We start from the raw sequence: 24,277 nt of genomic DNA on the forward strand, positions 1-24,277 counted from the left end.
CGTAAGTTTTTGCACAAATAGTTGCAATCGCAGCAGTTAAAGTAGTTTTACCATGGTCGACGTGACCAATTGTGCCCACGTTTACGTGTGGCTTGTTACGTTCAAACTTAGCCTTAGCCATGTTCATCTTCCTCGTTTACGTCGAACACAATCCTGAGTAAAACCCAGCTCCGACATGTCGTTTAAAAAATCAAACACCCAATACTTGAAAAGCAGACTAATAAGCCTGCTTTTTAAAATCTTTGCAACAAAGTTGCCAAACTGTATCTGGAGCTCTTATCGAGATTTGAACTCGAGACCTCTCCCTTACCAAGGGAGTGCTCTACCACTGAGCTATAAGAGCAAATAAAAACTTCAATGGAGCGGGAGACGAGGGTCGAACTCGCGACATGTAGCTTGGAAGGCTACCGCTCTACCAACTGAGCTACTCCCGCACGATGTTGGTATAAACCACTTATCGAAGTCTTAAAATTGGTGGTGAGAGAAGGATTCGAACCTTCGAAGCTTACGCGACAGAGTTACAGTCTGTTCCCTTTGACCGCTCGGGAATCTCACCATTTTACACTTACTTCAGTGTTGTTCTTTTACCCCACTACTCAAACTTCTAAGATGGTGCCGGCACACGGATTCGAACTGTGGACCTACTGATTACAAGTCAGTTGCTCTACCAACTGAGCTATGCCGGCGTTTCTTAGTGTTTCGTACGTTTCGTATCGGAACGGTGTGCAGTTTAGCAAAACTTAGAATCCGTGCAAGTGTTTTTTTCAAAAAAACCGTCAAAAACTCATAAAATCAATCCGTTTGATGATAATTCAACCGCTTTGATCACTGCGCGAGCTTTTATTTGGGTTTCATTCCACTCAGATTCAGGATTTGAGTCATAAACCAGACCTGCGCCAGCCTGAACATAGACCTTATTTTCACGAATCACACAGGTTCGAATGGCAATCGACATGTCCATTTCACCATGCCAGCCTAAATAACCCACAGCCCCTCCAAAAATTCCGCGTTTGACCGGCTCGACTTCGTCAATAATTTCCATGGCACGGATTTTTGGTGCACCCGAAAGCGTACCTGCCGGGAAAGTGGCTTTAAACACATCCAGCGCATCGACATCATCGCGAACTTCACCCTGCACATTCGAGACAATATGCATGACATGCGAATAACGTTCGATCACCATTTTATCCGTGACCTGCACTTTACCGATTTTTGACACACGCCCAACATCGTTACGCCCCAGGTCAATCAGCATCAAATGTTCAGCAATCTCTTTTTCATCAGAAAGCAGATCTTGCTCAAGCGCCAAATCTTCTTCTTTGGTTTTACCACGTGGACGCGTCCCGGCCAAAGGACGCACAGTCGCAATGCCATTTTCCAGACGCGATAAAATCTCAGGTGAAGATCCTACGATATGAAATGGCTTTTGATTATCTAAAGTCCGCCCTTGAACCAGAAACAGATACGGTGATGGATTCAGATGACGCAAGGCACGATAGACCTGTAAAGGCTCGCCATCGAAGTCCGAGACCATACGATGCCCCGGCACTACCTGCATGACATCGCCCGCTTTAATATATTCCTTCACCTTGGCAATCGACTCGATAAACTTGTCATGCCCGGTTAAAGACTCAAAATGGGGAGCGGTATGTTTTTTGGCTTGCAGGCTGATCGGGGTTGCCAGCGTATTTTCCAGTTCATCCAATTGAGCCAGGGCTTTGGCATAGGCCTCGGGATCATTTGCATCTGCATGTACAATCAGGAACAAGGTGTCTTTTAAGTTATCAAATACAATGACGGTTTTAGACAGCATCATCCAGATATCCGGCAAACCGACCGGATCGGCTTCAGGCACATTTTTTAGGCGCGGTTCAATATAGCGTACCGAATCATAGCCAAAATAGCCCACCAGCCCACCGGTGAAACTCGGTAAATCAGGCAAATCTTTTTGCGTCGGCACATGGAACTGCGCCTGAAAATCACGGATATACTGAAATGGGTCGCTACATGACTGAGTATCAACAGAACCATCCACCTGCTGAACGGTTAATACACCGCGGTTGCATGAAAAAACAGTGGACTCACCCAAACCGATAATGGAATAACGTGCCCAGTTCTCTCCTCCCTCGACCGATTCAAACAGATAGGCCTGACTGTGGTCTTTCAGACGTGCAAATACGGATAATGGAGTTTCGGTATCGGCCAAACGCTGACGATAAACCGGAATCAGGTTATAACCCTCAGATTTTAACTGTTCGAATTGAGCTTGAGTTGTCATGAGTATTCTCTATATGTTTTCGATATGGCTGGTTTAAGTTTGTTTTCCTGTAATCTGACTTAGTTTCGCCATCGAAAAACCATACAATTTCTCATTCCGCTATCCTTAATTTTCACTTATTGCGCAAGTAATTCTATTAAATCATCAACCACTTGTTGCGGCTGGCAATCATGAATATCTTCACCATGATTATAGCCATAGCTCACCACAATACAATCAACTCCTGCACGTCTTGCTGCTTCGACATCATTACTAGAGTCACCAATCATTAAGGTTTCTGCCGCAGTGACATTATATTCATCAACACAAAACAGCAACTGCCGTGGATGAGGTTTACGCTCTTCAAAACGGTCCCCGCCAATCACATCGACAAAATAATGATTCAGCCCCAAGGCTTCAACAATCGCACGTGCCGGCTGTTCGGGTTTATTGGTGACACAAATCATTTGCTTATTGCAGCTTAAACCCCAGTCAAGAAATTCGACTACCCCTTTAAAAGGCTGGGTATCCACACAGGGATCTGCATTATAAATACTTAAAAAAGTCGCCAACAATTGCTGATGCTGTGCAGGATCGACATTTCCGGTGAGATATTGCAAAGTGCTATGGCAAAAAACAGAGGTGCCCTTACCGATCCAGGTACGCACCTGTTGCTCAGTCACGGTCGGCAATTGCAAGACATTGAGACTCATGTTCATGGCCCGGTATAAATCTGATGCCGAGTCAACCAGGGTACCATCCAAGTCAAATAAAATCAGTTTACGGCTTGCAAGTTTTGCTACAGACATCATTTCTCTCTTATGATTGATTTCGACCATACAGATACAATAAAGGCATGCGATTGCATGCCTTTATTGTATGTCGCGTGCAGGCTTATTTAAAGAATAACCAGGCAATGATTGCAAGGATAATCAATACAACAATGGAGATTAGGCCCACCGATGCATTTTTCTGCTCTTCCTTGACTTGCTCTACGCGTGATACCGGTGTTTCAACCGCGATGGGTGTTTGCTTCTCGGGAATTGCACTCAAGTCCACACCTTCAGGAATAGGTGCAGGTTTCGGGATGGCAACCCCTTGTGGCATACCATCACGACTCAGCTGAACGCTGGCATCGCGCTCGGTCAGTTCAGGCATGCCCTGATCATTCATTTGCTGTGCTGCAGTCTTTGGCATTTCCGTTTCTGCAGGTTGTTTAACTGCTGGCCCTTCCTGATTTAATGCAGCGACGGTCTGTTCAATCTCAAGCGGCACATCTATTGCTTGAGCAGGTTCTAGAACTGAAAATTTCAGGCTTGCGAACTGAACGATATCCCCTTCTTTTAACAAGGCTTCATGTTCAATACGTACATCATTGACAAAGGTGCCATTGGATGAGTTTAAATCTTGCAGCCATAAGGCTTGGTCTTTGAGCAAGAAAGCCGCATGTTTACGGGAAATTTCCCCGGCCTGCAATACGATATCTGCACTCTGATGGCGCCCGACCAACATATCACGGTCGATGCTGATTTCCTGTCCCGTTAATTCACCGGTAATTGCTTGTATTTTCCAAGTCATGAAATGCACTTCTCTTTGTGATTTTGAATCATCATATCACGGCAAATATTCAATTCTTTAGCCACGCTGTCAAGAACCAGAACGAATCGTGGTTGTGGTCACGGTATTTTTGGTTTTTTTAACCTCGGTCACCGGCATAGCAACACTTTGTTTCTGCACTACCGGTTCTATCGCAACCGGTGTACTAAACGTGGCTGTATTGGTCTGATTTTGGGTTGCTGATGGCAATATTTGATAAGGAGAGGCTTTCGGTGCCGATGAGGTAACCGGAATGCGCTGCTGATAAATGTCTTCTACATTTTCAGGTAATTTGGCAAAAGTACCATCCTGATCCATGGCCAACTGCAAGCTGTACAACTGGCTGTAACGCTGCTGCGACAAACGGCGCACATCATTACTATCTCCAACAATCGTGGGATGGATAAAGACCAGCAAATTGCGCTTCTCATTGGATTTGGCATCGGCACGGAAGAGACGCCCCAAACCTGGTATTGCACCCAAACCCGGTACCGACTGACGGCTATGAATCGAGTTGTCGGAAATCAAGCCACCCAAAACAATAGTCTGTCCATGTTCTGCTAGAATCGAGGTTTTAATGGCACGCTTACTGGTGACCAAGTCCGATGCTTGGCCTTTGTCCTGTACCGCAGAAACTTCCTGCTCGACTTCAAGACGCACCGAACCACCTTCCCCAATATGCGGCACCACCTTTAACGTAACACCGACATCCTTACGTTCTACCGTGGTATAAGGATTCAACCCTGCTGAAGTCGTGGTTGCAGAACCGGTCACAAACGGCACGTTCTGTCCCACTACAATATAGGCCTCTTCATTATCCATGGTGACAATGGAAGGTGTCGAGAGCAGATTGGATTTGGTTTTGCTTTTTAAGGCCTGAATTAAGGCACCATACAGTTTGCGTGAACCGTTATCGCTTTCCCTGTAATCGCCAAGTAATAGCGAGGTACCGGTTCCCAAATTGGCCGCAGCACCTGCCGCACCACCGGCTACATATCCGGCGGCAAGCTCGGCAATACTTGCACCGACATTGCTAAAGTTGATTAAGCCGACGCCGTTGGTCAGATCACCCAAAGCCCACTGCACACCCAGCTGATCGGCATCATTGCCTTCCACTTCAATAATGGCGGCTTCAATCAGGACCTGTTGACGACGGATATCCAGCTGCTGAATGGCGGATTCAATTTCACGCATCAGTTGTGGATCAGCTTTCACTACCAATGAATTTTGGCTGTCATCAGCAATAATACTGACGCCATTAGCATTAAAACTGGTGATGCTATTCTGATTGCTACTGTTTGATCCTGCACCCAGATTAATACTTGGGGTCGAAATACTGGAAGAACTGCTACCAGATGAACTACTGCCCGAATTGTTATTGTTTGAATTGTTCACCAAATTATTGTTTGATGAACTATTTGAATTGGATGAACTGGATAGCGACTGACCAGATACCAGCCCCTGTAAGATTTCCGCCAGGTTTTTGGCACTGGCATATTTTAAGCGAAACACTTTTAAACCACCCAGACGATCTGCTGCCGGTACATCCAGCATTTCAATCATCTGGCGGATGCGTTTGCGTGTTGCCGTGTCACCTTTCAATACAATGCGGTTGGTGCGGGTATCTGCAATGATACGGATACGGGAACCTTTTAAATCTCTGGCTGCGCCGGTAGAGCTCATAGATTCCAACAAACCAATCATTTCTTCAGCCTGACTGGATTGCAGGCTCACTGCTTCAATGTCGTTTTGTCCGGTACCATCCAGATTACGGATAATGGTTTCCAGCTGATAAATATTGCTGGCACGGTCTGACACAATCAGCGCATTGGTTCCAGCCACTGCCGATAAATGGGCAAATTGCGGCATCAATGGACGGATGGCAGGAATCAGGTCATTCGGGTTGGTATTTTCCAGCCAGATCACCCGTGTGACAATCTGGTCACCAGTCGCACGGTGCTTGCTGTCAAAAGGCACACCGGAACTTTTGACATTGCTATCTGGAACCAGTTTGATGGTATTGCCTGAAGGAATGGCGACCACACCATTCACGTTCAACACGCCCAGAAACAGATCGTAGACTTCGGCTTTATTTAAAGGCTTATTGGAAATGACCGTGACATTGCCGCGCACACGCGGATCAACAGCAAAATTCTTCCCGGTAATATCAGCTACTTCATTAATAAATGCAGTTAAATCAGCATCTCGTAAGTTGATTTTCCATGTTTGCGCTTGAGTAGAGGTACTCACCATAGCAATCAGGGGTGCAGCCGCGAATAAAGCCCACACTGGACGATGATGATTAAATAAAGCCATAAAGTTTCGTGCTTCCTAATCCTGTAAGGTGACGATGCATCACTTAAAAATTTTGTTGTATGGTCATCACTTGATCACCACGCTTTATTTCTATTTTGACCTGACCTTCACGTCGAGCCTGTTCCAGCAGCTGGGCATCACTTTGCCCCTGCCCCACAGCCTGTCCATTTAAAGACATGATCCGGTCACCTGGTTGCAGTCCCAGCTTACTGCGCAATGCCGCTGGCGTTCTTGCCGTAACTTCATAGCCCCCACTCGCTGCATTGACCCCCATATCTTTTAAATACTGATCACGGTCTTCCTGTATCTTCTGCACCGCCTGCCCTAAAGCATTTTGTTCCTGACTGGGCATAGGCGGTGTGGTCTGATTATTCATCGGTAAGCTGTTTGTTGCTACAGGCAGAATAATGCTCTGATCCAGACCATTTTCCATACCTTTGAATTGTAGTTCTCGCGTAGTCCCATTACTTTGACGCAACACTACCCGATCCCAGTACACTTCAGCCAATTGATAAGAGGTCGAGGCAATATTTTCACCCACCTGATAGCGATCGGCCTGATCATTGACTTTAATGACTGCGGAGGAAAACTGATTGGGATGACCAACCACCACACCTTGCAAAATCAAATTGGCCGTGTCTTCTGCCGCAGCTGTTCTACCTGCTTCCTGAAACAGGGCAAATGAAGAAATATTGGGTACCTGTGGCTGGTGTGAACCCAGCTCAACACGGTCCAGCTGCATGACCTGAGGCGGCGCCACCAGCAACCAAAAAATGTTTGCCAACTTCCAGCATAAATATAAAATCAGCAGGACCAAAAATAAGGGAGCAATGCGGTCTGTCTGCTTCCAGTTGAATTGTTGAATTTTTTCTAACCACTGATTCATTAGAGGCCACCTTTAAACAAAGGTTGGCGCGAACTCACCACAGAGGTATCCAAACCAGCTTTACCATTATAGGAAGAGATATTCAGCAGCAGACGTTGAGTCAACCGCAGATCGAGCATCACGTTTTGATCCAGTTCCAATACCATCAGCTTTTGATCACGCTGATCCCGGATATCAAAAAACAGCTTATTATTTTCATCTGACAATTTTCCTTTCAAGGAAGGAATATTCATTTGATCCTGACGCTGGGCATAATTATAAACCAGCTCGCCGCCCGCCCATTGCAACTGACCTTCAGCCCCGGTAAAACCCTGTTCTTTTTTAAAATTAAAATTGATATCTTGCAATTGGATGGCATTGACCGGCCACTGCCATTCCACCAGATGTTTCAGCGTTTCCGGCGCAACCTGGCCATTCAAGTCATGGACCATTATTTTTTTGCCAAAACCATAGCCAACAACGGCATCGAGCTGGGTATTCCCACTATGTAACTCTATGTTTGCCCCCAAACGCAGCAAAAAAATATCCAGAGGACGTGTTTTCCAACTCAACGACCCGGTTAAATTGCCCTTCTGCCAATCTGCTTGCCCCTGCCAAATATTACCGCTGACATTTTGTAAAATCTGGTTGTTTTTATAAAATTTTGAAATCAGCCAAGCCGCTGGAATTTGGAGTAATATGAACATTAAAAAGACACTGACGGAGAAAATCCACCAAGTGATATATTTGGGTTTTTTAATCATCCCACCACGACCCACATGTCAATTATTCTTCCCTTAACACGAATATTATATTTCTACCCCATTATGCACACTTTTTTCTCAACGCCAATTCCAAGTGATAAAAAATAGATATAAAAAAACCACGCTTAAAAGCCTGGTTTTTTTAATTTAATTCGATTAGATGACTATCTGATGAATATTTCCATCAAATGAGAAAATCTTCTAATTTTGCACCACTTTCAAGTTCTGCAACCAACCAGCGCGGTTGTTTACCACGACCAGTCCAAGTATCTGCTGAATTCTTTTTGCTGCGATAACGTGGTTCTACAGATTTGCGTGTACTTTTCTTACGCTTGGTTGCACCAAACTCTAAAATTTGTTCAATGCTTAAACCAACGTTATCAGCAATGTCCAAAATTTGCTGATAGGCATCTTCAACTGCCTGATCATTTTTAGAAGCAATTAATGCTTCAGCTTCAACTTGTAAACGCTTTAACTCTTCAACAGATAAATTACTAATGTCGGGCATCATATTAACTCCAAAAAAGGCTTTATATTTTTTTAATTAAAACTAGCTCATAATATTTTTATTATTTAAAACATTCAATAGAATTTTTTAAATAAATAAAAATTAGCTAAATAGATTTTACAGCCCACTATATTGGAAAAACCTTAATTTAAAATTAAATGTTTTACGCTTAACTCAATTTCTGTAATTTTATGGCGAATAATTTCTGGTATTTCCGTTTTAAGCATGTTGTGCTTATTTACACAAACAATCACTGCTTCTGCCACGGCAACAGTTTTTTGTTGCGACTCGCTCCATAATAAATAGCTCATACGAAAGGCACTATTACGAATTTCCTCAACACGCACACCAATTTTAAGCTGGTCTGGATAAAATAGCGGACTAATATATTTGCATTGGTTAGAAGCAACCACTGTATAAACATCCTGTGCAAAAATATTCAAGACATCCATATAAAAAATGCGGGCACTTTCGATATAACGATAATACATCACGTTATTTACATGCCCAAATGCATCCATATCGCCCCAAGCAACAGACTGATCATAAATCACCGGATAATCGGACAGAGTGAGCATATTTCTTACCTTTATATTTTTATTTCAACAAAATTTGCATTATTTTCAAAAATTAAATTTAACTGCTTAATCAAATCATCCTGACCTTTTAAAGTAGATTTAATTCTTAAATAATTCATCATCACATTATCTGGGTATAACTCCAGCAATTGGTCAGCTTCAGCCGCTCTTGCAGTAGCGGTATATACATGCCACTTCACAAAGGCAAATACAGGTAAAGAAGGATATTTACTTTCCCAATAGTCAATTCGTTGCTCAACCATTAAATAATCCGGACTTTGCTTTAATAATTGCTGCTGGAACCATAAATAAAAAACGTCTTGATTAAACTGTTGATCCAGTAAATGTAAGACCAAGGCTTCATGCTGCTGGCTCATTTCCGGCATACGTGATAACAGCTTTAACCATAACACTTTAATCTCATAATCACGGCTATAAATCTGGTCCTGCAAGTCTAAATAGCGCTGTTGCAAATTTTGCAAACTTTCGATATTAGCCTGATCAAAATTAACCAATAATTGCTGTAACCATTCCCGTTTTTTTTCTGTGCCCAGATGTCCATATTTAGTCGAGCGTAAATACATCCAGGGAAACTGAATGGCAAACTTTTCCCATAAACTGGTTAATCTTAAATCATATGCACTTTTTACATCTTTTAACCAGGGTGAAAGCTCATGTTGATTTAAGAATTCAAGATGGGTTAATGCTTGCTCACCATCATTTTGCGACAGGTAAATTTCTATGCGCTGTATTTCGGCCAATTCAAATGCCATGGCATTACTTTGGTTTAAGATGGCAAGCGCTTGGGGATATTGCTGCTGCATCCAATACAAACGTGAACCAATAATCCCCTTTAATAAACCCGATTGAGAAAAGACGTTTTGAATAAATTGATGTTGATCTTGTGCCGCCTCTAATAACCAAATTACTGCCAACTGTTCATAAGGGTGCAAGTTTTTAAAATTAAAAACCGTTTCCAGCTTTCGTTGTTCCCGGGTTAAATAACGTTTAATGAGCAACCACAATAATTGGATCAACAGGCTTAAACTGGCCAGAATAATAAACATAATCCAGATATTGGTTTGAATTTGCCATTCACGCCAGTATAAATAAACATAACCTGCGCCATACCCATAACTTAAAACACTTAAACCTGCGATAATAAGTAGGCTGATAAAAGCATAGGCCAGTAAAATCTGCTTCATGAATTTATCATCCCAATAATGCACGTGTATTTAAACTAGGCGTAGGCAAAGCCGTAAATCCTTTGATCTTCTGGATATTCTGAATCAGCTGTCGCGACTTCTCATCGGGGATTTGATTTAATAGCTGAATAATTTCAGTCAGGGATTTTTGATACTCTAAATATTGCCCCTGTTTTAAGGCTTGTTGCGCAATGAGCAGTCGGAGCTGCGCTTCTTTTAAAATTAACGGACGCTGCATAAGCGCCGTAGCAGGTTGTTTCGCAGGTTCAATCACTAGCCAACGTTGCCAGAAAGATTTACCCGATGCCTGACTCGCGTTTAATTGGGGTGCATGTAACTCTTGGGCCAGCGCAGCATCAAGTTGCTGAATAAGCGCATCCACTTTGATTTGCTGAGCTATCCGCTCACTGACAAAATGCTGAATAAGCTGATGGTCTTTGGCAATAACCTGATGCAAGCTTTGCTTCAATGGTGCCGCGAGGGCATATTGCTCAAGATTTTGATCCAAACGGGTTAATTTATCCAGAGCTGCAGTAAACTGTTGTTGTTGCAGCATAAATTCAATTAATTCTAGTTGCTGTTTAATCACCACAACAGGATCAATACTTGCCGCCTGAATGGTTTTTAAATTCTCTGCAGCCTGTGAACTTGCCGGTGCAGACTCTCCTGTCAGCATGACTTTGCGCTGTAAAGCGACAAATTGATCATTTAAATTTGCATTATTCTGTTCAATTCGATGCAGACTGGTATTTAATTCTGTTTGTTGTGCAGTAAGATTAAATAAGTCATAACTTAATTTAGCAATCCAGAGTAGACTTAAAATAAATAATAAAATGAGTATTTTCTTCATGTGTTCCCTTGCACAACAACAAGCTTCTGCAGAATTGAATCTGTTTTTAAATCAGGTAGTCGCGTGATATTAAAACATGTTGCCTGATTTTTTTTATAATTCGAAACAACTTGATACAGGCGCTCCCCTAAAACCAGATAATGCCCTCTTGCAATAAGGTGCTTCTGATGTTGCATGAGCTGAATCCAGTTTAACCAACCCGCTTCGCTACTGACCACCATAGCATACTGTTTTTGTTTTTCTAATAAAGATAATACATTAGCTAAATCTTGCTGAGTAAATACAGGACAACGGCGCGCATATAAAACAAAATTTAGAATTCGCATGCCTTGCAGTTTTAACTGATCCATCATAAACATCCGCCCCCCTTCACCACGCCAAAAAGCCAGACACTGACCTGAATTGAGGGTTTGTAAAACAGGAAGCTGTAACATTCCTTCCGATGTTTCAACTTTGGGGACTTCGGCAGAAATACCATATTGCGCCAGAGCCTGAGCAGTGCGATCCCCGACCGCAATCCACTGAATATGTTTAAGCTGATCCAGCGTTATGCATGATTGTTTTAAATAATCCATGCCGATTTGCACGGCCGTGGGACTCACCACCACAATCACCTGAGCAGCAGGCAATTGCTGATAAAGTTCAGACAAGTCAGCTGACCAGGGTCGAGGCAGCAATTGCAATAAAGGTAAATCCAACACCTCAATTTGAGCCATACCTAAGGCATGACTCAAATTTTCTGCACGGTCTTGCGGACGTGTATTGATAAACAGCATATTAATACAGGGCTTTCAATAAATCGCCAGCGCCTTGTTCAACTAATTTTTGCGCTAGCATTTCACCCAGCTCTACAGCCTGTTCAGGTGTTCCGCTCAGTTCAGCTTTTAATAAAGTCGCACCATCTATACTACCAACACGACCTTCAATGTGTAATTGACCTTCAATTAAAGTTGCATGCCCTGCAATCGGGACCTGACAGCCCCCTTCCAAATAGGCATTAAATGCGCGTTCTGCACGTACACACACATCAGTTTCGCGATGTAACAGCGGTAAAATAAGCTCCAGCACAGCCTGATCTGCCGCACGACATTCCAAACCAAGCGCCCCCTGTCCAACTGCCGGCAAGCTCACTTCCGCTGGCAGTGTATGACGAATACGTTCAGCCAACCCCAAACGCTTTAAACCCGCACTTGCCAGAATAATGGCATCATAAAGACCTGCATCCAGTTTGGATAAACGCGTCCCCACGTTGCCCCGTAAATCGATAATTTCCAAATCGGGACGGGCTTTTAAAATCTGGCTTTTACGACGCAGGCTCGATGTACCCACTTTGGCGCCTTGTGGCAAATCATCAAAACTTGCGTAAGTATTAGATACAAAGGCATCCAGCGGATCTTCACGCTCACAGATCACCGCAAGGCTCAGTCCTTCAGGCAAAGCCATCGGCACATCTTTCATTGAATGCACCGCCAAGTCTGCACGACCATCCAGCAGGGCTGCTTCCAATTCTTTAACAAAAAGTCCTTTTCCGCCAATCTTGGCTAAAGGCGTATCCAGAATTTTGTCACCTTGGGTGACGAAGGTCACTAACTCAACTTTAAGATCCGCATGTAATGCTTCCAAACGGGCACGAATATGTTCCGCCTGCCATAAAGCAAGCGGGCTTTGTCGAGTTGCAATCTTCAAAATCTTCATAAATCCGAGAAACAGTCAATAAGTGCGTTAGTGTAAACTTAACGCGCTGACTGGAAAATGCAAGTAAATTTGCATTCTCCTTGTCACCTAAATTTATGAAAACAGATTTAGATCTTTTGGATGCGTTCTCTTAAATTGGGCAGATGACGTCGGCTGACCGCCAGGCGTTCTTCAAGTTCACGACAACGCACCTGATACTGCCCCGAACTGATCACTTCAAGACCATCCAGGAAATGTACTGAAACCAAAGCATTGCGATGAATTCGAATAAACTGGTCGCCAAATTCGTTTTCCAAATCTTTTAAGGTTTCATCGATCAGTACACTGCCATTTTTATGCCGTACCGTGACATATTTTTGATCTGCCAAAAAATAATAAATATTTTCTACAGGAATCAATTCCACACCACGATAGGTTTTCGCCACAATCTGATGGCGTTTTATATTGAGTTCGTCCATATCTTCTTTTTGTTTTAAGTTGCTCATTTGTGCTTGAGTCAGTTTTGTTAAATGATCTAATACCTGTTGCAATTCCTGCTGCATCACCGGTTTTAGCAAATAGCCTTCCGCATGCGACTTAAATGCCTCCAAAGCATGTTCATCATAAGCCGTACAAAAAACAATGGCGGGCATAGGATCAAGCTGGCGCAAATATTCAGCACAGCTCAAGCCGTCCATTTCAGGCATTTGAATATCTAACAGTACTACATCTGGCTCATAGAATTGAGTCATTTCAATTGCTTGCTGCCCATAACTTGCAGTGGCAACCACCTGATGTCCCAATTGCGTAACTAGACGTGACAAACGCTCCACAGCGAGAGGTTCATCATCGCAAATCAGGATGTCCATTTCTCCTCCTTCACAGTCAACATCATTTTTTTTATAGGTTAACCATGACTTTTTTATTTATATCGATATTGCACAACTGTGGTAAATATTCCCTTTCCCTCGTATGTCTGAAAAGTTGCAGAGCGACCATAATAAGCTTTAAGCCGCTGCTTCACATTTTCAACTGCAATACCATGCCCCTGTCGTAAATTTATTTTATCCTGTGCATAAGGGTTAGTAATGACTATATTGACTTGTTTTTGCAATATTTCAATCAATATGCTTATCGTACTCTTTGTTAGAATTTTTTCAACTCCATGAAAAATACTATTTTCCACTAAAGGTTGTAAAGTTAATAAAGGAATTTGTATCTGAGAAAATAAAACTTCATCGTCATATTTCCACTCTACCTGTAAGCGATCCCCCAAGCGAATCTGTTCAATGGCCAGATAACGCTGGCACAGTTCAATTTCATCTTTTAAGCGCACCAGTTTAAGTTCTTTAAAACTGGCCCGAAATAGCTGTGATAAATTCAGTAACATTTGTTCCGCTTTATCCGGATCAATGGTAATCAAACTGATGACTGTATTTAAGCTATTAAATAAAAAATGCGGATGAATCCGCGCCTGCATGGCCTGAATACGTGCGTTTAATTCACTGTTTTGCTGACGCGACCATTGCTCACGCATATAAAGATAGCGAAAACAAAAACTTCCAATCAGCACCCCATAACTGAGATGTAATCCAGCGCCATCGAATAAAACCTGTAACGTCAAATGTTGGAATTGGAAATTTTGCCCAAAGAAAATAACACCGTTCAGCACCACCGTGGTCAATAACACAATAATCTGCAGCAAAACAAAGCCCGCAACTAGGGTCTGCCCAAAACTGAAGTGCTGAATTTTGCTCTGCAGGCGCTCAATCAACGCCACAAATGCCAGTAAAACCCAATCAATGAACAATATATATTCCAGCAGACGACCCACACTTAAAGCCGTCCAGGATTGTACTTCTGCCAACGCCAAGATAACCGCCAGAATATTGCTGGCAATAAATAATTCAATTAGATGTTGCCAATGCCCTATTTTCGTAAAAAAATAGGCGTCATTGTTTTTCCGATCATCTGTATAGGTCGAAGCTGGATCGCTTTGTTTTTCAGCAAGTGATTCTGAATTTGCTATACTCTTGTTCAAATTACTGCTTTTTATTTTATTGAGCCGACATGACCACATCTTCTAATTCCTCAAATCCGTCACAAGCCCAAACTTCGGGTATGTGGGGCGGTCGTTTCTCTGAAGCTACTGACGCATTTGTTGCTGAATTTACAGCATCTGTTCAATTTGACCAACGCTTTTATAAACAAGATATTGCAGGTTCTATTGCGCATGCAACCATGCTTGCCAAAGTAGGCGTTTTAACCGAACAGGAACGCGATGACATCATTAACGGCCTAAACACCATTAAAGCTGAAATTGAAGCAGGTGAATTCGAATGGCGCATTGACCTAGAAGATGTGCACATGAATATCGAGTCACGCTTGACCAGTCGTATTGGCATCACCGGTAAAAAACTGCATACCGGTCGTAGCCGTAACGACCAGGTGGCGACAGACATCCGTTTATATGTACGTGATGAAATTGATGCAATTTTAGAGTTATTGCAAAAATTACAAAAAGGCATTTTGGGTTTGGCAGCAAAAAATACCAATACCATTATGCCGGGCTTTACCCATCTGCAAACTGCTCAGCCAGTGACTTTTGGTCACCATTTGATGGCGTGGTTTGAAATGCTGGTACGTGATTCTGAGCGTTTGATTGACTGCCGTAAACGTGTGAATCGCTTGCCGCTTGGTTCTGCTGCACTTGCAGGTACCACCTATCCGATCGAGCGTGAATACACCGCACAGCTTTTAGGCTTTGAAGCCGTGTGTGAAAACTCGCTGGATGCCGTGTCTGACCGTGATTTCGGTATTGAATTCAATGCTGCTGCATCTTTAATTATGATGCACCTGTCGCGTATGTCGGAAGAAATGATCCTGTGGACCTCTGCACAGTTCAAATTTGTGAACATTCCAGACCGTTTCTGTACCGGCTCTTCAATCATGCCGCAAAAGAAAAACCCGGATGTGCCTGAATTGATCCGTGGTAAGACTGGTCGCGTATACGGTGACTTGATGAGTCTATTGACCTTGATGAAAGGTCAACCATTGGCGTATAACAAAGACAACCAGGAAGACAAAGAACCATTATTCGATGCGATCGATACTGTTCGTGGTTCATTGATGGCATTTGCTGACATGATTCCTGCCTTGGTTCCAAATGTTGAAATCATGCGTGAAGCTGCGTTACGTGGTTTCTCAACTGCAACTGACCTTGCAGACTATCTGGTGAAAAATGGCGTGGCATTCCGTGATGCACATGAAATTGTCGGTAAAGCAGTTGCGCTAGGTGTGCAAGAAGGTAAAGATCTGTCTGAATTGACACTTGAACAGCTGCAACAGTTCTCTGGCCTGATTCAAGCTGACGTGTTTGAAAAAGCCTTGACTCTTGAAGCTTCTGTGAATGCGCGTAACCACATTGGTGGTACGGCACCTGCACAGGTTGAAGCAGCGATTGCTCGTGCTTACGCTCGTTTAGAAAAACTTTACGCTTAAGGAAAACGGATATGTCTCGACAAGTATTTTGCCGTAAATATCAAACAGAAATGGAAGGTTTAGACTTTGCCCCCTTCCCGGGTGCAAAGGGTCAGGAACTGTTTGACACCGTGTCTAAACAAGCATGGCAAGAATGGCTCAAACACCAAACCACGCTCATTAACGAGAAGCGTTTAAACGTGTTTGAACCGGACGCGAAAAAATTTCTTGAAGAACAGCGTGAGAAATTCTTTAACAATGATGAGTCACTGGAAAAAGCTGAGGGCCTAAAGCCTGAGGCGTGATTAAGCGGAGCACTGCTCCGCCACGCCGCAAGGCAAGAGCTTTGCTCGCGCAGGCTTTAATCTAAAAAGAAATCCCCTTTTATTGGGGATTTCTTTTTTTAAGCTGATCTGAATTTTACGCAAGACAAGAGAAACGCATAGTTTTGATTATCAAAAGGGAATCTGAAAAGATTCCCTTTTTAGCTGAGGAAGCTATTCACTTAAATCCATGCTAACGATATTCGTTTCCGGGTAATGTAATTGTCAAAAACATTTCTTATAGGGCCTTTTTATTTTTTCTGAAAAATCCAAATTAGGCATTCATTTTCTATTTATTTGGTAATTTTAAAAATTCTACTTATTCCATAAACCTTTTAAACATTTAGAAATAACTGTAATTCAAAACTACATTTCTCAATAAAACGATACATTACAATACAATAACCTACATGATTTGGCAGTTGTCCTCCCCTATACTTGGTTTCAAGTAGATGGTTAAACATCTTATAACAACTATAAATATCCCCGATTTCAATCCTAGGTTTCCCCCAAAATCTAGGATTTTTTTTATTTGCTATTTTTAATCCTTATCTTTCCCCGAAAGGCTTATAGAAATAAAAAAACGCCCCCTTTAGGACGTTTTTTATTTTTAAAGCTGAACCTAGGGCTGTTTTAAATAGGGCCATGCAGCCTTTAAATAAATAAACATCGACCATAACGTCAGCACTACAGCAGTGTAAAGCAATGCATAAGCCAGCATTTCAAATGGTTGCCAATTCAGTAAAAATACTGAAATCGCAATCATCTGGAAAGCGGTTTTATATTTACCTACAGTCGAGACAGCCACGCTGGTACGTGCCCCTAGCTCTGCCATCCACTCGCGTAAGGCAGAAACCGTAATTTCACGCGAAATAATCACGATTGCTGCAAAGGCCATAGAAATGCTCGGTTGCCATTGCACCAGAACAATTAATGCAGCTGCAACCATCAGCTTATCTGCGACAGGATCTAAAAAACGGCCAAATGCGGAGGTTTGATTGAGTGAGCGGGCCAAATAGCCATCAAACCAGTCGGTTACAGCAGCAATGACAAAAATGGCTGTTAAAATAACGTGACGAGTCATATTTGCATCATGACCTGAAACACCAACTGCAGGGGGCCAATAGGCCACCAGCAAGAAAACAGGTATTAAAGCGATACGCGCCAAAGTCAAGATATTTGGAATATTCAGGATGCGACCTGTAGTCATAGACACCGCCAATTTTTCCCCTTTATGTACAATGAAAAACCACACATATTTTGAGGATTGATTCATCGTTAGTGAGAGTCACTTTATACGAATTGCTATAAAGTGTCACTAGGCAAACACGGTAACTGTCTGTCTTGAAATCGCAATCAATCTGTTTGCTGCATCCCAAAGATGAGCATACTCGGTCGAATAACCTTCAGCTGCATAATCGGTAAATACTTTATATTTAAACCAATCATGCAGATGACTGTTTAAAGGGTGCACATAGGTCACATGCCAGGTCAGCGAACTGGCCGGTGCGAATGTTTTAAACATCGGCAAAACGCCAGGAGGCCACATATCGAAGGCCACCATCAAGTCGGCGATGCTCATTTCCCGATTGTCATGCCGATCCGGATTAAAACGCATCCAGCCACTAAAATCAGGTTTCACACTGCCAGTGCATGGATACTGTCCATCTACCCAGACCAGATCCATCTGTCCAAAACATTCCGGGGCTAAAGGATGATGCTCCGCAATGTTTAATTGCTCAGGCATAGGAAATTCAGGTGCAAGTCGTTCCTGTTGTACGGAAATAGTCGACTGGCGATGCATGCCAAAACTGGCAATCAAAATACTTTGCACAGCATCGTCCTGCCAGAGCCGTACTTCAACCGTGGTCACGGACTTACCTTGACGTAAAATTTCAGCACTCAACTGGACCGCTGCCATTTGCACTGGACCAACAAAGGTCACACTGGTACTTAACAACTGTTTTTCTGCATCTGCAACCGCCAGCAAGGCTTTGTGCATCATCATCCCGGCCACCAGTCCACCATAAATGGTGCGCCCCTGTAACCAGCCTTGCGGAATATCGACCCATTCGTCCTGTTCGATCGCAGTGAATAATTGGCGCAGTGACATCCTTCGTCCCTTGGATTTTTTTATTGGCTCTATCTTTCACTTATTTTGGACTGTTGTGAATGATCAATGACTGCTGCGTCAGTGAGCACTTTGGCCAATCTGTCCGAATTTATTCATGCAATACCTTATAAATGGTACGAGCCATCACATCGCCCAGCCCGGGCACCAGCTTCAAGTCATTTTCCGATGCTTTCAGTACCCCCTGTATACCGCCAAAATGGGTCAGCAAGTCACGGCGGCGTTTCGGCCCCAGTCCGGGAATCACTTCCAGTACCGACGAGCCACGTTTCTTGTCGCGTTTGGCCCGATGTTTGGTAATGGCAAAACGGTGTGCTTCATCGCGTACTTGCTGAATCAGGTGCAGGGCTTTATGGTCTTCTGGCAACTGGATTTTTGTACCATCAGTAAAATGCAAGGTTTCCAGACCAGGTTTACGCCCCTCGCCCTTGGAAACTCCGACCATAAAAGCATCCAGTCCCAACTCCTGCATCACTTCCATCGCCATATGCAACTGGCCTTTACCGCCATCAATCAGCAGTAAATCCGGCAACATGGCTTTTTTATAACGGCGGGTCAGTGCCTGACGCATGGCCGCATAGTCATCACCGCCGGTAATATCATCAATGGCAAACTGACGGTAATCGCGTTTTCGTGCACCGCCCGAATCAAACACCACACAGGAAGCAATTGTGGCTTCACCCATGGTGTGCGAGATATCAAAACATTCAATCCGGTCAATCGGACGTCCCACCACCTGTTCCAGCTGATGGAAACGTTCATTCAGTTCAAAATGATTGGCCAGCTGGCCTTTAATAGCGTGCTGCACATTCATATTGGCCAATTCCAGCCATTCGGCCCGGGTTTCCCGAACATTGTGCTTGATCTGCACCTTCTTGCCGAATTCCTGTTGCAAGGCCTGTTCCAGCTCTTTGCGGTCCGGAAGCTCGACATTGACAATCAGCTCGGCAGGAACTTCATCGGCCACCTGAAAATAGAAGTTCGCCATGAAGTCCGAGAGCATTTGGCCCAGATCATCACCAAGCATATCCGGGAAATAGCTTTTACCCCCCAGCATTTTGCCATTACGTACATGCATGATCTGCACGCAGGTCACCCCGGCATGATAGGCAATCGCCAGAATATCGGCTTCACCTTTGAGTTTATAAATCGCCTGTTGCGATTGCACATCGCGCAGCAGTGCCATACGATCACGATAAAATACAGCTTTTTCAAATTCGAGCTTTTCAGCGGCTTCTTCCATTTTCTGAATCAATTCTTGATTCAATTCTTTGGTATCACCCTGTAAAAAGCGAATCGAGTTGTCTACATCATTCTTATATTCTTCAGGGCTAATTAAACCGACGCAGGGCGCGCTACAGCGTTTAATCTGGTACTGCAAACACGGACGTTTACGCTGGGCAAAATAGCTGTTTTCACACTGCCGTACATTAAACAGTTTTTGCAGCACCACGAGGGTATCCCGGGCATTATAGGCACTCGGATACGGTCCAAAAAACTTGCCGACCTGATGTTTGCCCTTGCCACGACCGGCCGCAATACGCGGGTATGGCTTGTCACTGGAAACAAAAATATAGACATAGGATTTGTCGTCACGCAGCATGATGTTGTAAGGCGGACGATGCAGCTTGATCAGGTTCTGTTCCAGCAATAAGGCTTCGGTTTCCGAGCGCACGACCAACGTTTCAATATCATAAATCCGCGCCACCAGCGCCTGGGTTTTCGGATGTTCGATGGTTTTGACAAAGTAGCTGGACACACGGTTTTTCAGATTTTTGGCCTTGCCGACATACAGCAATTCGCCATCCTGATCCAACATACGGTACACGCCCGGTAAAGTAGTCATATGGGCTAGAATCTTTTCAATATGTTCTCGTGCGTTTTCGTTCACATTCAGCCTGATTTAAATTGCATAAACTTTGCTACATGATGTGATGGTTTTCATGCCATTTTCAAGCGAATCGCCTGTTTTTATCGCGATCATACAAAGTTCCAGCAATCACCTGATTGCTAAAAGCTATAAGTAAATCGTACTTATTTTGCTATGCTCAAGCCATCTGAACAATTTGGATCAAACTGAATGACGACTCCCAATCACGCCATGCATATCGTCAAACTAGACACTGCACCGCATAGCACATCTGAGAAAGATAAACTGATTGGCAAGCCGCGTTTTCATTTTGAACCGCTTGAAGTCATGCAGCTGTTGAAACAGCGCATTATTAGTCAGGATGCTGCACTGCAAGAAATCGAAAAAATGCTGCACGTGGTCAAAGCCGATTTTTCCAGTCCTGAACGCCCTCTTTCCGTCACCTTAATGCTCGGCCCGACCGGTGTGGGTAAAACTGAAACCGTGCGTTTAATTGCCGAGGCGATTTATGGTCGCCCGGATGCCTTCTGTCGCATCGATATGAACACTCTGGCACAAGAACACTATGCGGCAGCCATTACTGGTGCACCTCCGGGCTATGTCGGCTCCAAAGAAGGTCATAGCCTGTTTGATGAAACCGCCATTGCAGGCAGTCATACCCGCCCGGGGATTGTGCTGTTTGATGAGCTGGAGAAAGCCTCCACAGAAGTCATTCGCGGTTTAATGAATGTGCTGGATACTGGCAAGCTGAACCTCACTTCCGGCACCAAAACCATCGACTTTCGTAACTGTATGATTTTTATGACCAGTAATGTCGGGGCACAGGCGGCGCAGCAATATCTGGATAAACTGAATTTCTTGCCCAAGAAAATGCAGGGTCTGTGTCTGAAAAAAATGCCGACCAAGACCATTATTGAAAAAGTCATGTTTAAAAAATTCGATCCGGAATTTATCAACCGCATTGATCGTACTTTACATTACCAAGCGGTACAGGCAGATGCCCTGCCGAAACTGGTGGAAATTGAACTGCAAAAACTGAATCAGCGCCTGCAGCATCAAAAACGTCAGGTGGTTTTGACCGATGCGGCCAAAGCACACTTTTATAAAGATCATGACATCCGTTTTGGTGCACGCCATTTGGCCCGCAAAATGCGCACTGAACTGGAACCAATTCTGGCAGTATATTTTTTAAATTATCCGGAAAAAGCACAGCTCACTTTAAGCTATGCAAATGGGCAATTAATCATTCAGCCCGAATAATCTTTGTTATCCTCCTACTTGCAGTCAAATGCTCAAACAGGTATTTGACTGCAAATATGTCACTTTTACTTCAGTTTCAACCTCCCTCCGCTGCGCTGAAAATTGGGATCGATTGACTATTTTGACCAAAACAAGGCCATAAAAAACTTGAAATAGCACACTTGTACCCGCTATAAATAAGCACGACATTATTAGAAAACCTTAATCTAAACAAAAAGTTCATTACATTTTTAACAGCTACAGTAAAAATAGGGTTGCCAAGCCTCAGGATTTGTTGAAAAAAATTGATGACCCTAGCGTCACGGCTTGATACAACTTGTTATGTTCTTTTTGGATATAGTTATCGTAAGATTGGCGAAGCATAAATGTACGCAGGAAAAAAGGCGTACATGCTTCACAACATCAACTTAGAAGTCCTCCAAAATAAAGGAGATCAGGCATGATCCACGCTGGCAATGCCATTACCGTCCAAATGCTTTCGGACGGAATTGCAGAATTCCGCTTTGACTTACAAGGTGAGTCGGTCAACAAATTTAACCGTGCAACAATTGAAGATTTTAAAGCTGCCATTGAAGCTGTAAAAGCAGATAGCACGATTAAAGGTTTAGTTGTTACTTCAGGTAAATCAACATTTATCGTTGGCGCAGACATCACTGAATTTGGTGAAAACTTCGCTCAAGGCGAACAAGCGATTGTGGATTGGGCTTTGCCTGTTCACGACATCTTCAATGCATTTGAAGATCTAGAGATTCCTAAAGTTGCTGCAATCAATGGTATGGCATTGGGCGGCGGCTTTGAAATGTGCTTGGTCTGTGACTACCGTGTGATGTCAGAAGCTGCTCAAGTCGGCCTTCCAGAAATCAAACTGGGCATCTACCCTGGTTTCGGTGGTACTGTTCGTTTAAGCCGTGTTATTGGTATCGACAATGCGGTTGAATGGATGGCAATGGCTGTGCCTAAAAAACCTGCTGCTGCACTTAAAGACGGTGCTGTTGATGCGGTTGTGGCTGCTGACAAACTTACTGACGCTGCGATTGACCTGGTTAAACAAGCACTTGCTGGCCGTGTAGACTGGAAAGCAAAACGCCAAGAAAAATTAGACCCTATTAAATTGAACCCGCTTGAACAAATGATGGCGTTCAATACGGCGAAAGGTGCGGTACTTGCGAAAGCAAACCCTGCTCAATACCCTGCGCCTAAACTTCTGCTTGATTCATTACAGGCAGGTGCAAGCCTTCCACGTAACGAAGCATTAAAAGTAGAAGCTGAAGGTTTTGCTAAAGCTGCGGTAACTCCACAAGCTGGCGCGTTGATCGGTCTATTCATCAACGACCAAGTGGTGAAGAAAACTTCTAAGAAATATGAAAAAGGTGCTCATCCTGTAAACCAGGCCGCTGTACTTGGCGCGGGTATCATGGGTGGTGGTATTGCTTACCAAGCGGCAAGCAAAGGCACACCAATCATCATGAAAGACATTGGTAACCCGCAACTTGCACTGGGTATGAAAGAAGCGAATGGCTTGTTAACAAAACAAGTTGAACGCAAGAAAATGAAACCTGCGCAAATGGGTGAAACCCTTGCTCGCATCCGCCCGACTTTAAGCTACGAAGAGTTTAAAGAAGTGGATATCGTGATTGAAGCGGTAACTGAAAACCCTAAAGTGAAAGGCATTGTATTGGCTGAAACTGAGAAAAATGTTCGTGAAAACACGATCATTGCATCAAATACCTCTACGATTTCAATCACCCGTCTGGCTGAAAACCTGCAACGTCCTGAAAACTTCGTCGGTATGCACTTCTTTAACCCGGTACACATGATGCCACTGGTTGAAGTCATTCGTGGTGAAAAAACTTCTGCTGAAGCGATTGCAACCACTGTGGTTCTTGCTCAGAAAATGGGTAAAACCCCAATCGTGGTGAATGACTGCCCGGGCTTCCTGGTGAACCGTGTATTGTTCCCTTACTTCGGTGCGTTCGACCTTCTTCTTAAAGATGGTGCTGACTTCCAGCAAATCGATAAAGTAATGGAAAAATTCGGCTGGCCAATGGGCCCTGCTTACCTGATGGACGTTGTGGGTATCGACACAGGCGTTCACGGTGCAGAAGTGATGGCCGAAGGCTTCCCTGACCGCATGAAACCGGACTTCAAAGGTTCGATTCAAACCATGTACGAAGCAAAACGTTTGGGTCAAAAGAACGACGTTGGTTTCTACAAATATGAATTAGACCGTAAAGGCAAAAAAGCCAAAGTGGTTGATCCAACTGCTTATGAGCTGGTTGCTTCTGTGGCAACTGCGGAAAAACGCGAATTCGATGCTCAGGAAATCATTGACCGCATGATGCTGACTTTCTGTAACGAAACGGTTCGTTGCCTGGAAGACAACATTGTAGCAACTGCTTCTGAAGCAGATATGGCGATGATCATGGGTGTCGGTTTCCCACCATTCCGCGGTGGTCCATGCCGTTACATCGACCAAACAGGTGTTGCTGAATACGTTGCACTTTGCGACAAATACGCTCACTTAGGTAAGGCTTATGAAGCGCCACAAATGTTGCGTGACATGGCTGCTAACAACAAAAAATTCTACGGTTAAGGAGCAA

Annotated in this window: 22 protein-coding genes and 4 tRNA genes; 4 read left to right on the top strand and 22 right to left on the bottom strand. The window is 43.7% G+C overall.

Annotation, left to right across the window (positions count from 1 at the left end; all coding sequences use genetic code 11):
• The 19 genes from GTU69_RS11530 to GTU69_RS11620 form a co-directional block, all read right to left on the bottom strand.
• The coding region (locus GTU69_RS11530) for a GTP-binding protein (RefSeq protein WP_228183273.1) at positions 1-121 on the bottom strand (121 nt) is incomplete at its 3' end.
• 147 nt (positions 122-268) lie between these two features.
• Positions 269-343: transfer RNA gene (locus GTU69_RS11535), tRNA-Thr, on the bottom strand.
• A 15-nt stretch (positions 344-358) separates the two neighbouring features.
• Positions 359-434 (bottom strand) — tRNA-Gly (locus tag GTU69_RS11540).
• A 38-nt stretch (positions 435-472) separates the two neighbouring features.
• Positions 473-556 (bottom strand) — tRNA-Tyr (locus tag GTU69_RS11545).
• A 54-nt stretch (positions 557-610) separates the two neighbouring features.
• Positions 611-686: transfer RNA gene (locus tag GTU69_RS11550), tRNA-Thr, on the bottom strand.
• Positions 687-784: 98 nt separating this feature from the next.
• Positions 785-2,278 (bottom strand): anthranilate synthase component I, encoded by a 1,494-nt coding sequence (gene trpE, locus GTU69_RS11555; RefSeq protein ID WP_166170661.1) that lies wholly within the window; start codon positions 2,276-2,278, stop codon positions 785-787.
• A gap of 116 nt (positions 2,279-2,394) precedes the next feature.
• On the bottom strand, positions 2,395-3,066 hold the full coding sequence (locus GTU69_RS11560) for a phosphoglycolate phosphatase (protein ID WP_166170663.1): 672 nt from the start codon (positions 3,064-3,066) through the stop codon (positions 2,395-2,397).
• Positions 3,067-3,151: 85 nt separating this feature from the next.
• Positions 3,152-3,835 (bottom strand): FHA domain-containing protein, encoded by a 684-nt coding sequence (locus tag GTU69_RS11565; RefSeq protein ID WP_166170664.1) that lies wholly within the window; start codon positions 3,833-3,835, stop codon positions 3,152-3,154.
• Positions 3,836-3,904: 69 nt separating this feature from the next.
• Positions 3,905-6,169 carry a type II secretion system secretin GspD gene (gspD, locus tag GTU69_RS11570; protein WP_166170666.1) on the bottom strand — a complete coding sequence of 755 codons (2,265 nt, stop codon included), beginning with the start codon at positions 6,167-6,169 and terminating at the stop codon, positions 3,905-3,907.
• 43 nt (positions 6,170-6,212) lie between these two features.
• Complete coding sequence (locus GTU69_RS11575; RefSeq protein ID WP_166170668.1) at positions 6,213-7,055, bottom strand: type II secretion system protein N; 843 nt, start codon at positions 7,053-7,055, stop codon at positions 6,213-6,215.
• Positions 7,055-7,798 (bottom strand): type II secretion system protein N, encoded by a 744-nt coding sequence (gene gspN, locus GTU69_RS11580; RefSeq protein WP_166170670.1) that lies wholly within the window; start codon positions 7,796-7,798, stop codon positions 7,055-7,057. Before gspN ends, GTU69_RS11575 begins: the two co-directional genes overlap by 1 nt.
• Positions 7,799-7,982: 184 nt before the next feature.
• Entirely contained in the window at positions 7,983-8,309 is a 327-nt protein-coding gene (locus GTU69_RS11585) for an H-NS histone family protein (RefSeq protein WP_086196446.1), read from the bottom strand.
• Positions 8,310-8,449: 140 nt separating this feature from the next.
• Positions 8,450-8,884 (bottom strand): thioesterase family protein, encoded by a 435-nt coding sequence (locus tag GTU69_RS11590; protein ID WP_086196447.1) that lies wholly within the window; start codon positions 8,882-8,884, stop codon positions 8,450-8,452.
• 11 nt (positions 8,885-8,895) lie between these two features.
• Positions 8,896-10,089: a heme biosynthesis protein HemY gene (locus tag GTU69_RS11595; RefSeq protein ID WP_166170672.1), complete on the bottom strand. Its 1,194-nt coding sequence runs from the start codon at positions 10,087-10,089 to the stop codon at positions 8,896-8,898.
• A 7-nt stretch (positions 10,090-10,096) separates the two neighbouring features.
• Complete coding sequence (locus tag GTU69_RS11600; RefSeq protein WP_166170674.1) at positions 10,097-10,939, bottom strand: hypothetical protein; 843 nt, start codon at positions 10,937-10,939, stop codon at positions 10,097-10,099.
• Complete coding sequence (locus tag GTU69_RS11605) at positions 10,936-11,715, bottom strand: uroporphyrinogen-III synthase (protein ID WP_166170675.1); 780 nt, start codon at positions 11,713-11,715, stop codon at positions 10,936-10,938. Before GTU69_RS11605 ends, GTU69_RS11600 begins: the two co-directional genes overlap by 4 nt.
• A 1-nt stretch (position 11,716) precedes the next feature.
• On the bottom strand, positions 11,717-12,634 hold the full coding sequence (gene hemC / locus GTU69_RS11610) for a hydroxymethylbilane synthase (RefSeq protein ID WP_166170676.1): 918 nt from the start codon (positions 12,632-12,634) through the stop codon (positions 11,717-11,719).
• 107 nt (positions 12,635-12,741) lie between these two features.
• Entirely contained in the window at positions 12,742-13,482 is a 741-nt protein-coding gene (locus tag GTU69_RS11615) for a LytTR family DNA-binding domain-containing protein (RefSeq protein WP_166170677.1), read from the bottom strand.
• A 53-nt stretch (positions 13,483-13,535) separates the two neighbouring features.
• Positions 13,536-14,693, bottom strand: a complete 1,158-nt coding sequence (locus GTU69_RS11620; protein ID WP_166170678.1) for a histidine kinase — start codon at positions 14,691-14,693, stop codon at positions 13,536-13,538.
• Between GTU69_RS11620 and argH the strand changes: the two genes are divergently transcribed.
• The gene (argH, locus tag GTU69_RS11625; protein WP_171522027.1) at positions 14,684-16,114 is read left to right on the top strand and encodes an argininosuccinate lyase; all 1,431 of its coding nucleotides are present in this window, start codon (positions 14,684-14,686) and stop codon (positions 16,112-16,114) included. The genes GTU69_RS11620 and argH overlap by 10 nt on opposite strands.
• Before the next feature lie 11 nt (positions 16,115-16,125).
• Entirely contained in the window at positions 16,126-16,398 is a 273-nt protein-coding gene (locus GTU69_RS11630; RefSeq protein ID WP_086196454.1) for an oxidative damage protection protein, read from the top strand.
• A 640-nt stretch (positions 16,399-17,038) separates the two neighbouring features.
• Here the strand turns inward: GTU69_RS11630 and pgsA are convergent.
• The 3 genes from pgsA to uvrC form a co-directional block, all read right to left on the bottom strand.
• Positions 17,039-17,626 carry a CDP-diacylglycerol--glycerol-3-phosphate 3-phosphatidyltransferase gene (pgsA, locus tag GTU69_RS11635; protein WP_166170679.1) on the bottom strand — a complete coding sequence of 196 codons (588 nt, stop codon included), beginning with the start codon at positions 17,624-17,626 and terminating at the stop codon, positions 17,039-17,041.
• 108 nt (positions 17,627-17,734) lie between these two features.
• On the bottom strand, positions 17,735-18,529 hold the full coding sequence (locus tag GTU69_RS11640) for a thioesterase family protein (RefSeq protein WP_166170680.1): 795 nt from the start codon (positions 18,527-18,529) through the stop codon (positions 17,735-17,737).
• Between the two features lie 109 nt (positions 18,530-18,638).
• On the bottom strand, positions 18,639-20,438 hold the full coding sequence (gene uvrC, locus GTU69_RS11645) for an excinuclease ABC subunit UvrC (protein WP_166170681.1): 1,800 nt from the start codon (positions 20,436-20,438) through the stop codon (positions 18,639-18,641).
• 189 nt (positions 20,439-20,627) lie between these two features.
• Here uvrC and GTU69_RS11650 point away from each other — a divergent pair, with 189 nt between their 5' ends.
• Together GTU69_RS11650 and fadB are read left to right on the top strand one after the other, a co-directional pair.
• Positions 20,628-21,677, top strand: coding sequence for an AAA family ATPase (locus tag GTU69_RS11650; protein ID WP_166170682.1), 1,050 nt, complete (start codon positions 20,628-20,630; stop codon positions 21,675-21,677).
• Between the two features lie 439 nt (positions 21,678-22,116).
• Complete coding sequence (fadB, locus tag GTU69_RS11655; RefSeq protein ID WP_166170683.1) at positions 22,117-24,270, top strand: fatty acid oxidation complex subunit alpha FadB; 2,154 nt, start codon at positions 22,117-22,119, stop codon at positions 24,268-24,270.
• Positions 24,271-24,277: the final 7 nt, after the last annotated feature.

The sequence above is a fragment of the Acinetobacter sp. SA01 genome, assembly GCF_011319235.1.
GTDB lineage: Bacteria > Pseudomonadota > Gammaproteobacteria > Pseudomonadales > Moraxellaceae > Acinetobacter.